Raw genomic sequence first — 12496 nt, 5'->3', positions numbered from 1 at the left:
TGTGAGAGATGTGGTCAATTAAAAGAGTTATGAGAGGTATGTAGAGGGGCCAGTATATATCTATATATTTTGATTTCGAGTCTTCCAGTATTGGGGGCGATTGTCTAATAGAAAATAATTACCTTTCTTACTTAATAACTAGACAAATTTAAAGGGGGGGACATTAGTTGGATATCGGACAAAAGTTATATCAAGCAGCAAAAGAACTTATTAAAAAAAGATACTGAATAGGTTACACTTGATTGGACAATTTGGTTAAGGTCAATTAGACTTGGATCAAATAAAAACCTAGGAGAATCAAACATGACCAAACGAGTGAGAAGAAGCTTTTCAAAAGAATTTAAAGAACAAATAGTCCAGCTTCATGGAGCTGGAAAACCCAGAAGTGAGATTCTCAAAGAATATGAGCTAACGCCATCTGCCTTTGACAAGTGGGTTCGTCAACACTCGGAGAGCGGATCGTTTGAAGAGAAAGATAATCATACTCCTGAACAGGAAGAGTTAATCCAACTACGAAAAGAGAACCAAAAGCTCGCCATGGAGAATGATATTTTAAAGCAAGCAGCGCTGATCATGGGACGAAAGTAGATGTGATTCGGAACAACCGCCACAAATACTCGGTATCAGCGCCATAAATGCAGGTTTATGCGCTATTTTTGATAAACTTTAATTCAAAGCTGCAATTATTTGTTCATGAATAATAAAGTTTCAATAAATAATAAAGTCGTTTAAAAATTTGTGTGAAAAACATCCGCTCGCTTATAATTGAAATAAGCGAGCGAATTTTACAATAATTATTCTAGTTTACAGAAGTTATAGCAAAATGAAGTGCTTCCCGAGTCAAATAAAAAGTTTTCTTCGTTTTTTTTCGTTCCTGTGAAAAAGAAAAAGGCAAAAAAAGAGGGGGAATTGGGGGTGTTGGGGAAGAACTATTTAGCAGAATGGAAAGAAGAGAAGTGTATAGAGCCGAAAGGGTTTGGTGCGGATTTGGGCAGGGAACGAACTTTTAGGCAGTTTATTGCATTATATTGAATAAGAGGTTGCATAAAGCTCTTATTTTTTATGCAACCGCCAGGCTTCTTTAAAATTAAAAAAATGTAATTTAGGATTAATCATGACCACAGTAAATTTGTTGATCTTTATCTATACCGTTTATCATTGCATACTCATTACCCCATTCACACATTGTGTTTAATACTGGAACAAACGATCTTCCAAGACTTGTTAAGCTATATTCTACTTTTGGTGGTACCTCTTTAAATATTTCTCTTCGAACAAGTCCATCTCTTTCTAACTGTTTCAATTGATCTGTTAAGACTTTTTGTGTGATTCCAGGTATTAATTCGTAAAACTCTTTTGTCCTTACTGATTTTTGACTCAAGAAAAAAAGGATTAAACATTTCCATTTTCCACCTGCAATATTCATAAAAATATTGATTCCAGTATTATACTTAACCATGTTTTGTCCCTCCCGAATAGGTACAAAAAAGTGGCTATACCACATTTTTGTGCGTTATTTTCTCTTTTATTATTACCTACTATAATGAAAGGAGCAACAAATAAAAATTTTGGAGTTGATAAAATGAATGTAAAAAATATTTTGGAAAAAAGACGTTCAGTTAGACATTATGATTCAAGTTATAAAATAAGTTCAGAAATTCTAACCTCATTAATTGAAAGTGCAAGTAAGTCACCTAATGGTAATAATATTCAAGCAACTCGATATTTAATTATTGAGGATCAGGACTTAAGAAATTTATTATTCCCTATAGCCTTTAATCAACAACAAGTAGTAGAAGCATCAACTTTAATTGTGATGTTGGGGGATTATCAAGCATTTGATAAGAATAATATTATTGAGATACATGAAGAAGGATTTCAAGCAGGATTTTTTGATGAATCGCTAAGAGATTATCTAGCGAATGCTGCAATTAATTATTACGAAAATAAATCCAATGAAGATCTAAAGCTAGAATTAACTAGAGATGTAAGTCTTGCGTCAATGTCATTAATTTTGTTAGCAAATGAAGCAGGTTTTGAAACAATTACGATGTCAGGCTATGATTCTAAGAAATTAAAAGCAATCTTAAATGTTTCTGAAAGGTATTTAGATGTTATGCTTATCGCTATTGGTAAAGGTACTAAACCCGGTCATAATACCGTAAGGCATAAAGTAAATAAGGTAATATATAGAAACGAAATAATTTAGTGTCTTAAAATTCGAGTTATGAAAACCTCTCTAGTTTCAAGAGAGGTTTTTTGGTGCCTTTTTATTCAACGGGCGGTTTACTTGAATAACAGAAAAGAAAATGATCAAACTTTTTTATAAAAATTGTATATTAATTCACAAGGAATTAATACATCTTGATCAGTCTTTTTTCAAAATGTATTATTTCAATTTACCATAAAATGCAGCTCACACGATACTTTTAATCAAACTTTGTTTCAAAGCTACATGTAGTTGTGTAACGGTTCCGTTTAGGGAGAGAAAAACTAAAAAAATAATGAAAATAACAGTTGAATTAGTGTTACTATTGAAACGGAATTAACAATCTAAATCGCAAAGAAAAACGCTTGAATTCCAAGCGTTTTAAATTTATCTATTCAACTGTTCACTTGGTACAAGAAAAAGCCAGAATGACTGGGTTTCTTAGTCTTCTTGAGAACTCTTCAACATTGGTAAAATGTTCGCGTCTTGGCGTTCCTTCGCGTAAGTCAACTACTGAAAAACCACATTTAGTAAGAGTTTTAAAGTAATGTTCTATTGTTCGATTGTATTTCACTACTATTTGTTCAATCCAAGGTTCTTTTCTTTCCCCTTCGAGAAAATAGTCATCAACTATCCAGTTCCCACGCTTATCTCCTGCTTGTTTGCTTATAAAAGATGAAGTAGTGAGGGGATGTTGAACACTAAACACAAACTTACCATTATCTTTTAAGGTTTTAAGGGGTATTGCATAAAAAACAAGACTCCTTAAAGTCTTGTTCTAAACCATTAATCCCATATATTAGGGCGGTCAATACCCATTGTTCTCATATAATCTAATAACTGACCAGTGTGAACAGATTCGTGGTAAGCGATACGCAATAACATATCCCCGAGTGTCCTAACATAGCCTACGTTTGAACGGTCTATTTCTATATTCTCTAAATCGCTTTTACTAATTGTCTTAATGTATTTCAAGAAATTTTCACGATATGGCTGTGCAAATAAAATTTCGTTATCTACTGATGTAAAATCCTTGTTTTCAAAAGGATTAGATAGATTGGTTAATCCTTTACTGCCTCTTGCTATAAGAAGTTGGTGATAAAGAAACTCACCTTCTACTAAATGTCTAATCATTTCTGCACAAGTAAGAGCATCTTCATCAGGTTTCCAATTCAGCATTTGCTCAGGAATTGCTTTCCAAACCGTTATACTCCTACGTCTTACTTCCTCAAAGTTTAAAAGTATTAAATCATTTACATTCATTGAATGGTATTCCTCCTTGTTTTGTACGCTGGTAGATTATACCAAACTAATTATAACAGAGTAAGCACAACTTTTTAATGGGAAACAACAAAGTCTTCGAAAACAGCCTAAAATTACAATTTCCCTTTAGGTTAATTGGTATGCTATTTGCTGTGTTTATTTTTATTAATTAAAATGTAATTGTAATATTATGTTAAAATAGATGCAGAATTTGTGACGCATTGTCGTTAACGGGGTTAATTGAACAAGAAGGGAGAAAAAAGGAATGCAACCAATTGTAAATTATTGAAACACGATTCAGAAATTCTATCTACGTCTAGTACTTTTAAACAATTACGTCCTCATTTAAAAGAGGATACATTTTTAGAAAAAATTAGAGGATTACAAGATAATTATGGTTTTAATTTAGTTGCCGTTATTGAAAATAATGAAGTTAAAGCATCTGCTGGATATAGGGTTAAAAACAAACTATTCAAGACCGTTGTTAATTTGTTAGTTAACCTTTTTTTGCAGTTATTATAACATCCTATATTATCGATTCTTGGTTGGAATGGCTATCGCTATTATTCCATGCTTAATCAACATTAACTAATAAAAAAGAAAATGGGTGGGGGAGTATGGACAAGATATTACATGGTATAGCCAGTTTGATTAACAATAATGATAAAAAAATAATCATTGGGATTTCAGGTCATGGTGCTTCTGGAAAGACAACGTTTGCAAATGATCTTGAAAAACTATTGGAACAAAAAGATGTGAATTATATTAATACTGACCCATATATTATTGGCTCTAATCTTAGGAAATACTCTGTTATAGACTATGAATACATAAATAGGAATCATCATTATAAAATGACAGCATGCCACCCTACTGCTCATAATTTATCAGCTTTAGAGAGAGACATAAACATGATTAAGAATGGATTTGATCTTTATACAATAGGGACACATTATATGGAAAGCACTTTTCTCTCTTCAAAAAATAAAGTGACCATTGTTGAAGGAATGAGTGTTGCATTTATCAATCTAGATTTGTTTGATTTAACCGTTTATCTATATACTGATGGAGAAACGGAGTTAATGAGAAGAAGTGAACGAGATGTTTCGGAGAGAGGAACTGATATTAATTATCTAAGGCACTCTCATGAAGAGCGTAGAATTCAATATGATTTGTTTATGCATCCTTTTCACCGAAATTTTGATATTGTTTTAAGAAATTCCAATGAAGAGGTAATCGTGGAAAAAGTTAATTTTAATGTTGAGTAAGTTTATAAGTTAGATATATTTAAAGATTAATGTATCAGATGTTCTTGAACAATAGGATCACGAACCAGCATGTGGGGAGAGGAAGAAGGACTAACATTCCATTATTTTGGATATCGTCTAAGGATGTAATTGATATTATAAGAGGTCATGGAGATTATTTAGATCTAATATTTACTTAATTTTATTACAGGAACCGATTCCCGAATAGAGAATAAGGATCTTCTTGTTGGGAAAAGTACGTGTTTAATATATAAAGTATTTGGGGGAGGACAATGAAATTTTATACCGCATCAAGTTTTAAGAATATAGAAAATGTGCGTTTTGTTAGTAAGGAACTGATAAAGAGAGGCTATATTCTCACATATGATTGGACTAAAAATGAAAGAGCTTCAACGATTGATGAGTTAAAAGTGATAGGTCAGGAAGAAAAAGATGCAGTAATTGAAGCAGATTTTATTATAGTCCTACTTCCTGCAGGGAAAGGAAGTCATATTGAAATGGGTATAGTACTTGGGCAAAGCAAAAAAGTATTTCTTTATTCACCAAATGAAGAAGTAAATAACTATACTACAACAAGTACGTTTTATCATCTATCTGAGGTAAAGAAGTGCATTGGAACCCTGGATGATTTAATAAATATAGTATTTAAAGAAACTAAAAAACATGATTAATAAAGTAAGGTGTTTTCACTTAAATAAATAGCTGTAGAAACAAACATTTTTTAGCAGGTTTTCAAATAAATAATTTGTAAGACATTGGGGGTATGAAAATGGGAATTAGAAATTCAGCAAAGGCTGTTATAGTTCAAGATGATAAATTGTTAGCAATTAAGAAGCAGGATAAAGACGGCTACTATTTTCTTTTACCTGGCGGCGGTCAAGAACATGGGGAAAACCTTCATCAAACATTACAAAGGGAATGTATAGAGGGAATCAATGTTGATATAGAAATTGCTGATCTAATATTTATCCGAGAATACATCGGGAAAAATCATGAGCATTTTGAATTTGATTCAGAAGTGCATCAAACGGAATATATGTTTTTATGTAAGATTAAAGAAGAAAATAAAGAAATAGGCAATGGAATAGTCCCTGATGATGGTCAAATCGGTGTAGAATGGTTGCCGTTATCAGAGTTTTTGAACTACAGACTTTACCCTCAGACAGTGAGGAAATACATAATTGATTATATTGCGGGTAAGGATTTACCTGTTTATTTGGGGGATATAAATTAAAAATACAGGTGGAACGATTTGGAGGAGGGGTAATGCGGAAAGTGGAATTAATGCCGTTTAACGAAGGTTGACTGTGAATTGGATGACAGCTCAACAAGTATATGAACATCCTAATGCTCCCGAGTATTTAAAAGAGAGTATTAAACGGGCAGAGAAAAATGAAGAGTAAGTTTGTAAAGGCGTAAGTATGAATAAAAACATCTACGTAATTAGACAATGTGAAGCGGAGGGGCAATCTTCTGATGAGAAAGTCTAAGTAATCCAGATGAGTATGGAGGGTTTGATTAGTTTGCAAACAAATTTGTATTTTGTTAGACATGCTCATTCTACATATAACTCAGACGAGTTAGGAAGACCTTTGTCTAAACGTGGGTTTATCGATGCAAACATTGTAACCGAATTACTTAAAAGAGAAGCTATCGATTATGTCTATTCAAGCCCATATAAACGTGCAATCCAAACAGTTGAAGGGATTTCAAAATACATAGATAAAGAGATTAAGCTATTGGATGGTTTTAAAGAACGCATCTTAGCGGAACACCCTGTAGAAGATTTTGAAGTAGCCATTACAAAAGTTTGGAAAGACTATGATTTTTCATGGAAAGGCGGAGAATCGAATAGGATTGCTCAAAAAAGGGGTATCAATGCTACTTTCAAAGTATTAGATAGCAATATAGGTAAGAATGTAGTAATCGGTACTCATGGTAATATAATGGTGTTAATTATGAACTATTTCGATAATCAATATGGTTTCGATTTTTGGAAAGAACTCGAAATGCCGAATATATATAAACTATCGTTTAACGGAAAGAAACTCATAGATGTTCAAAGAATATGGGGGAAAACATAGTGAGGTTCACCCTTGATGGGATATAATAGTAAATTTGAAAGTAGGTGTTGTGGATATGTTTGCACCTCAGAATATTCTTAACGTATGGAGGAAATTTGATGGTTTTCCTATGGAAAGATTAACTAAATTATGGTTTTATAATCAAGAGAGTCATAAAAAACAACGGGATGTTGCATTAATGAAGAAACATCGAAGTCAGTATGGTATATCTGGAAACTGTTTTGACCTTGCAATATGGTTGCTCGATGAATTACAAAAAGATGGAATTACTGCATATCCAATTGGTCAACAATTAAACAGTGAAAATGCTCATGTTGCAGTAATCGCTGTGGATGAATCAGGAAATTTTTATTTGTGTGATTTAGGTGATCAATGGATAAACCCAATCCTGATTGATAAAAATAATGAAAATTATACAGATAAAAAACTTAGCGGGTTTTTTCCTGGTGCAGACGTGCAGGTGATACCAAAAGGACAAGATTTAGAAATTCTTTATCACAGACCAAATGGTAAGGTTTCTAAACAAGTATATAATATTGACCCAATAGATATTGACTACTTCTTGCTGGCCGCTGAACATTCTCAGAATTTGATTAATCCAAAGCCTTTATTAGAATGTAGAATTCCTTATAAAAATGAAATAGCACATTGGGAATTTAGCAATTGGGAAAGTTTTTTAAGTACAAGTGAAGGTTTATTTGTTGAACAGGAGTTAGATTCAATAGAAAAATGGGCGTATAAAATAAATGAAGTTTCTGGATACGATATAAAATTTTTGATTAATGTTTTGGAACAATATAAAGAATTTTCACAGTAACAAAACTACGTTGCTTTAATGGATAAAACGGAAATAATGAAAGTATTATGTTCACTTCTTATGCAAGTTTGCCATACAAGATTTAGACAGAAATGAATAGGGTACCTACGTAAAAAACATTTGAATTATGATATCCATCATACGCTCTTTCCCATGACATTCCTTCGCTCTTTTCCTCGATCTTGAAGGGATCAGAACACGCTTAATTTCCCTTCTATCTCATGCTTTGTGGACAATACTCAACCTCAAAACATTAATACGAAAAAAGAGTGAAAAAAAGCTCGATTTTTTCCTCTGCGTTCTGACCTTTATATTGTAAAACTTAATACAAAAGACAATTGACAATCAAAAAGAAGTAATATAAAGTTTACCTAACGAATATTAGTTAGGGAAAGAGGTAAGATGAATTGAGTAATTCAACCAAAGACGAAATCAAAAAAAAAGCTCTTTTGTTATTTGCGAGTCAGGGCTACGATGGAACATCTATGAAGGATATTGCAATGCAGGTGGGAATTAAAACACCTTCAATTTATGCACATTTTAACGGGAAAGAGGAGTTGCTTTTTTCAATATACGAAGAATTAGCTAACGAGTATATGGACTTAATAAATGAAATGATGAATGCGGCAGAAGATATGAGTGAGGAAGCTCAGCTTTATTATATCTTTGAACGGTACATTACTTACTACATGAAATATCCAGAAATACAGTCGTTCTGGAATCAAATTACGGTTTTTACTCCACCCCAATTAAAAGAAACGTTTTTTGACCATGTAACGAATTACAATTACTACACACAAGATAAGATAGAAAAAATCTTTATAGAAGGAATAGAAAAGGGGGTGTTTCGAAATGGAAATCCCAAACAAATGGCTTTATCTTTTCGAATTATGATGGAGGGGGTTTTTAATTACATGATGGTAGTGCAAGAAATTAGCGATGATAATTTTATACGAGACTTGTGGACAGATTTGTGGTTGGGCTTAAAAAAATAATGATACATGAAAAGGAGAGGGCAGATGAAAGTAAAAGTTAATATAAGAAGGGCAACTGAAAAAGATCATTCTTTTCTTGCTTGGGTGATTTTTAGGGCAACCCAGTCCCATCTCGAAAAGTGTCCCTGGCCAACAATTTTAGATGAAGACGAGGGTGGATCGTTAAATTTTTTAGAGCATCTGGTATGTACTGGACCAAGCCACTGGTGCCATTTATCCAGATTCTGGATTGCTGAGGCAGAAGATAAACCAATAGCAGCAATGAGTTCATATATACCTGATAAACACGGAAATGACGTCTTAGAAAGAGCTGCTTTTCAGGTGATCTCTGAATTGGGGTATTCTGAGCTACGCATAAACAGCATCCTTGAACGGCTTTTGGCTTTGGAATCGGGGTTTCCCGATGACTTGCCTGGGGCTTGGGGGATCGAATGTGTTGCTGTTGACCCGGAATATCAGGGGCTTGGTATAGTTGATATGCTTTTTGAGCAAGTACAACAAGAGGCACTTAAAGAAGGGTTTAAACGTGCCCAAATCTTATGCTTAATCGGGAATACGGCGGCAGAGAAAGCTTGGAAGCGCAATGGGTTTACGGTTCAGGGTGAATACTTAAACGCGGATTTTGAAGCTTTAATCGGTACACCGGGCGTCAAGCGTTTTGTAAAGGAGCTTAAGCATGAAAGATAAAATATTAGTTATTGGTGGGTATGGAAAGGTAGGGCAGGTTATCTGCAAAGACCTGGGGAGTAAATTCCCAGGTAAAGTTATTGCAGCTGGCAGAAACTTTGAGAAAGCAGAGCGGTTTACTCAAACAACTGGCGAAAATGTTATTCCACTAGAATTCGATCTCTTCGCTAATAATGCTAAAAACAAAATATTGAAGCAGGCATCTATTGTGGTAATGTGTATAGACCAAAGTGATACTAATTTTATAAAAGACTGTTTGATAAATGGCATCCACTATATTGATATTACTGCATCCTATAGTATTTTATCAAAAATTGAGGCACTAAATTATACAGCTAAAGAGTCAGATGCTACTGCTGTTGTGAGTGTTGGTCTATCACCTGGACTGACGAATCTATTAGTACAACACAGTAAATCTTACTTTGATACTATAGATAAAGCTGATATTTCTTTAATGCTTGGGCTGGGAGAGAAGCATGGAAAAGCAGGAATTGAATGGATGATTGATAATATAAATGCTTCCTTTGAGGTTGTTGAGGATAGCAGAAAGAAGAAAGTAAAAACCTTTGAAGACGGAAGAAAAACTACTTTCCCTGACAATATAAAAGATAGAACTGTCTACCGTTTTAATTTCGCAGAACAGCATATTTTACCGAAAACCCTTCATATAAAAAGTGTCTCAAATCGTATTTGCTTTGACTCTCGATTTGTTACAGCTTCTTTTGCTTTACTTAAAAAGTTAGGTATATTAAATGTTCTTAAAGTGAAATTAATAAGGAATGCAACTGTTCGCATATTTGAAAATGTTCACTTGGGATCAGATCTGTTTAGTGCCAAAGTAGAAGCTTCAGGAAAAAAAGATGGAAAAGCGACAGAATTTGAATGCTCGGTAATTGGAAAAAATGAATCTAGAATTACTGGTAAGGTAGCAGCAATTTTAACAGAATTCATGTATACAAAGGAGTATCCATCAGGGGTTTACCACATCGAACAGATTGTTAGCTGTCAAGATATTATTGAACAGTTACCTGAAGATATCAAATTCTATGTTAATAGAAAGCGAACCTAACGCAAGTGACATTGAAAGAATAGTTTTGTTTTTCCTTCTCTTAGGAGATAGAGATTTGTATTTTAAGGTGACTAACTTTTATTCACTTGTAGAAGAACACCATCCTCTATCCAATTTTCAATCATAACATTGAAGTAATCCGGATTAGCTAAAGAGATTCCATGACCAACTTTAGGGATAATCATTCCTACACAATTAGTATTGCTTGAAACGATATCTTTTGCTGATTTTTTCATTATTGTCTTTTCTCTCGCGCCAACAGTAACCAATATATTACACTCCGCTTTATGAAAGCCTTCTGGTATCTGGAAAGATATATTCTCTTCTAATATTCTAACAAGTGTTTCTGATTTCATTGATGAACTCTCTTTATAATATGTTTCAAAGTATTCCTCCTGGAGATAAAGTGTTTTGGCTTGAAGTTTTGAAAATTTTTTATTCTTGATAAGCGGAAATGTTAATTTAATAGAAGGAGCGATCATTTTTTTTATAAATGGAGAGGGTCTAACTAACGCACTATTTATTATTGTATAATGAATCAAACTTGGTTTCATACTCAGCATTTGAATGGTAACTTGTGCCCCCAACGAGAATCCTATGACAATGACTTGTTTTTCATAAGCTAATTTTTCTATTAATTCAATAATCCTCTCAGCACTATTTCTAATTGTAAAGTTCTCAATATTATCGCTTTTGCCTTGCTCTGGTAAATCTATTGCAAGACAATGGTAATGACTGAAGTGTTTAATTTGCTTATTCCACATCCAACTACTTACACCACCACCATGCAAAAATACCATTAATGAAGCATTTTTATCTCCATACTCTTGATAATGTAGACTCATACCATTCACCTCTCTAATGTATATTGCTAAACTATTTCTACTAGTTTTTTTCGGTTTATAAATAGTCCGGTAAATGATGTTTATACATTTTTATTGCATTAGAATTAGACTTTAAGGTTTCTATTGTTTTATAATTTGGTTCTGCATAAATAGATGGGTAATCTATTTCGTCAAATTCTTCTTGAACAGAGAATGCCAATTTTTCCTCCGTTGTAGAAAATTCTGCTTGAACTCCAGGTTTATTTCCACGAGCATCTAACCGAATCCATTGATTAAATTGACTAAGAAAGATTCCGTTAAGTGTGTGGAGAGAATACCCCTTGTCTGGTGTGTCAAAAATCATTAGTCGTTGATAACAAAAACCCGTAGGTATACCTTTTGATCTTAATAGAGCAGCTAATAAATTTGATTTAGCATAACAAATTCCTTCCTTTACTTTCATAACATCTGAAGCTTTACATGTTACTCGTGTACCTTGAATATCCCAAGAGTGCGAAATTTCATCTCGTACAAATAAGAAAGCTGTTTTAATCCGTTCCATTTCTGTCTGTCTATTATTAAATAATTCCTTCACAATTTCTTGAATGAGTGGGTGTGTAAAATTTATTATATCTGTTTCTACCAAATAGTCTTCAAGGTTTAACGATTTAGGTATAAGCTTCATAAATTAAATGGCTCCTTTTCCTTTTATTTGCATAAAAACATTCGGTTTATCTAACGCTTCAAAACCATATTCCGAGTATAAAGAATGACCATCATCTGTACTTAACATTATTCTACGAATATCTAACTCATGGTAATCAGTAATGGTTTGAATTAACCACTTTCCTAACCCTTGGCTACGATATTCCTTTATGACAAATACATCAGTTAGATAAGCAAAAGTAACTAAATCCGATATGACTCTTGCGAAGCCAATCAAGGTCTTTTCATTATAATGATTTACATGATACATACCGAAACAAAGTGCTGAATTTCTAATGGATTTAACTACTTCATCCATAGAAATCCCTTTTGACCAATACGACTCTTTACTCAAAAAATTATAAATTACATTAATATCTAAATCGTTTTTATCTTTTGTTATAAGAAAATCTCTATATTTCCATTCTTCATTAAGCAAAAAAACACCTCCATTAATGTATAATAATAATGCAATTAGTATATTTATACAACATTAGTTATAGTTTTTTCTTAAAGAAACCTGCCACGTAAGTTTAAGATTGGCAGCGATGCTTGTTCCACTATTGCTGTTAGCT

The 12496-nt window shown here is 33.1% G+C and carries 15 protein-coding genes and 1 pseudogene; 11 read left to right on the top strand and 5 right to left on the bottom strand.

Annotated features, from left to right (window positions below):
- Positions 1-303: 303 nt before the first annotated feature.
- Positions 304-629, top strand: a pseudogene (locus CEF18_RS17335) (transposase); the annotation flags it as partial.
- Between the two features lie 479 nt (positions 630-1108).
- Here CEF18_RS17335 and CEF18_RS17330 read toward each other — a convergent pair.
- Complete coding sequence (locus CEF18_RS17330; RefSeq protein ID WP_110937814.1) at positions 1109-1459, bottom strand: winged helix-turn-helix transcriptional regulator; 351 nt, start codon at positions 1457-1459, stop codon at positions 1109-1111.
- Positions 1460-1489: 30 nt separating this feature from the next.
- On the opposite strand from CEF18_RS17330, the gene CEF18_RS17325 reads away from it, so the two are divergent.
- Complete coding sequence (locus CEF18_RS17325; RefSeq protein WP_223292393.1) at positions 1490-2209, top strand: nitroreductase family protein; 720 nt, start codon at positions 1490-1492, stop codon at positions 2207-2209.
- A gap of 786 nt (positions 2210-2995) precedes the next feature.
- On the opposite strand, the gene CEF18_RS17315 is transcribed toward CEF18_RS17325, so the two are convergent.
- The gene (locus CEF18_RS17315) at positions 2996-3472 is read right to left on the bottom strand and encodes a DinB family protein (RefSeq protein WP_110937812.1); all 477 of its coding nucleotides are present in this window, start codon (positions 3470-3472) and stop codon (positions 2996-2998) included.
- Positions 3473-3712: 240 nt separating this feature from the next.
- On the opposite strand from CEF18_RS17315, the gene CEF18_RS17310 reads away from it, so the two are divergent.
- The 9 genes from CEF18_RS17310 to CEF18_RS17265 all read left to right on the top strand — a co-directional run bounded on the left by CEF18_RS17310 (position 3713) and on the right by CEF18_RS17265 (position 10392).
- Positions 3713-3994, top strand: a complete 282-nt coding sequence (locus CEF18_RS17310) for a hypothetical protein (RefSeq protein ID WP_110937811.1) — start codon at positions 3713-3715, stop codon at positions 3992-3994.
- A 95-nt stretch (positions 3995-4089) separates the two neighbouring features.
- Complete coding sequence (locus CEF18_RS17305; RefSeq protein WP_110937810.1) at positions 4090-4740, top strand: uridine kinase family protein; 651 nt, start codon at positions 4090-4092, stop codon at positions 4738-4740.
- A gap of 272 nt (positions 4741-5012) precedes the next feature.
- Complete coding sequence (locus tag CEF18_RS17300) at positions 5013-5411, top strand: group-specific protein (protein WP_110937809.1); 399 nt, start codon at positions 5013-5015, stop codon at positions 5409-5411.
- Positions 5412-5509: 98 nt separating this feature from the next.
- The gene (locus CEF18_RS17295; protein WP_110937808.1) at positions 5510-5974 is read left to right on the top strand and encodes an NUDIX domain-containing protein; all 465 of its coding nucleotides are present in this window, start codon (positions 5510-5512) and stop codon (positions 5972-5974) included.
- A 289-nt stretch (positions 5975-6263) separates the two neighbouring features.
- Entirely contained in the window at positions 6264-6824 is a 561-nt protein-coding gene (locus CEF18_RS17285; protein WP_110937807.1) for a histidine phosphatase family protein, read from the top strand.
- A 55-nt stretch (positions 6825-6879) separates the two neighbouring features.
- A complete protein-coding gene (locus CEF18_RS17280; protein ID WP_110937806.1) occupies positions 6880-7641 on the top strand; it encodes a hypothetical protein in 762 nt (253 codons plus the stop codon).
- 407 nt (positions 7642-8048) lie between these two features.
- On the top strand, positions 8049-8636 hold the full coding sequence (locus CEF18_RS17275) for a TetR/AcrR family transcriptional regulator (RefSeq protein WP_110937805.1): 588 nt from the start codon (positions 8049-8051) through the stop codon (positions 8634-8636).
- Between the two features lie 24 nt (positions 8637-8660).
- A complete protein-coding gene (locus CEF18_RS17270; RefSeq protein ID WP_183041180.1) occupies positions 8661-9323 on the top strand; it encodes a GNAT family N-acetyltransferase in 663 nt (220 codons plus the stop codon).
- Positions 9313-10392 (top strand): saccharopine dehydrogenase family protein, encoded by a 1080-nt coding sequence (locus CEF18_RS17265; protein ID WP_110937803.1) that lies wholly within the window; start codon positions 9313-9315, stop codon positions 10390-10392. Before CEF18_RS17270 ends, CEF18_RS17265 begins: the two co-directional genes overlap by 11 nt.
- A 71-nt stretch (positions 10393-10463) precedes the next feature.
- Here the strand turns inward: CEF18_RS17265 and CEF18_RS17260 are convergent, their stop codons facing one another.
- The 3 genes from CEF18_RS17260 to CEF18_RS17250 are packed head-to-tail and all read right to left on the bottom strand — an operon-like array spanning position 10464 to position 12360.
- Positions 10464-11237 carry an alpha/beta fold hydrolase gene (locus CEF18_RS17260; protein WP_110937802.1) on the bottom strand — a complete coding sequence of 258 codons (774 nt, stop codon included), beginning with the start codon at positions 11235-11237 and terminating at the stop codon, positions 10464-10466.
- A 55-nt stretch (positions 11238-11292) separates the two neighbouring features.
- A complete protein-coding gene (locus CEF18_RS17255; RefSeq protein WP_110937801.1) occupies positions 11293-11901 on the bottom strand; it encodes a transglutaminase-like domain-containing protein in 609 nt (202 codons plus the stop codon).
- Positions 11902-11904: 3 nt separating this feature from the next.
- Positions 11905-12360 (bottom strand): GNAT family N-acetyltransferase, encoded by a 456-nt coding sequence (locus CEF18_RS17250; protein ID WP_110937800.1) that lies wholly within the window; start codon positions 12358-12360, stop codon positions 11905-11907.
- Positions 12361-12496: the final 136 nt, after the last annotated feature.

This window comes from Salipaludibacillus neizhouensis (genome assembly GCF_002886185.1).
Lineage (GTDB): Bacteria > Bacillota > Bacilli > Bacillales > Salisediminibacteriaceae > Salipaludibacillus > Salipaludibacillus neizhouensis.
The sequence above is the reverse complement of the archived record's forward strand: the minus strand, read 5'-3'. Positions and strand labels throughout refer to the sequence as shown.

What these genes read in the sequence shown, in the direction of transcription:
- CEF18_RS17330 (WP_110937814.1), bottom strand. Translation starts at nt 1,459, where the DNA reads ATGGTTAAGTATAATACTGGAATCAATATTTTTATGAATATTGCAGGT.
- CEF18_RS17315 (WP_110937812.1), bottom strand. Translation starts at nt 3,472, where the DNA reads ATGAATGTAAATGATTTAATACTTTTAAACTTTGAGGAAGTAAGACGT.
- CEF18_RS17305 (WP_110937810.1), top strand. Translation starts at nt 4,090, where the DNA reads ATGGACAAGATATTACATGGTATAGCCAGTTTGATTAACAATAATGAT.
- CEF18_RS17300 (WP_110937809.1), top strand. Translation starts at nt 5,013, where the DNA reads ATGAAATTTTATACCGCATCAAGTTTTAAGAATATAGAAAATGTGCGT.
- CEF18_RS17295 (WP_110937808.1), top strand. Translation starts at nt 5,510, where the DNA reads ATGGGAATTAGAAATTCAGCAAAGGCTGTTATAGTTCAAGATGATAAA.
- CEF18_RS17280 (WP_110937806.1), top strand. Translation starts at nt 6,880, where the DNA reads ATGTTTGCACCTCAGAATATTCTTAACGTATGGAGGAAATTTGATGGT.
- CEF18_RS17270 (WP_183041180.1), top strand. Translation starts at nt 8,661, where the DNA reads ATGAAAGTAAAAGTTAATATAAGAAGGGCAACTGAAAAAGATCATTCT.
- CEF18_RS17265 (WP_110937803.1), top strand. Translation starts at nt 9,313, where the DNA reads ATGAAAGATAAAATATTAGTTATTGGTGGGTATGGAAAGGTAGGGCAG.
- CEF18_RS17260 (WP_110937802.1), bottom strand. Translation starts at nt 11,237, where the DNA reads ATGAGTCTACATTATCAAGAGTATGGAGATAAAAATGCTTCATTAATG.
- CEF18_RS17255 (WP_110937801.1), bottom strand. Translation starts at nt 11,901, where the DNA reads ATGAAGCTTATACCTAAATCGTTAAACCTTGAAGACTATTTGGTAGAA.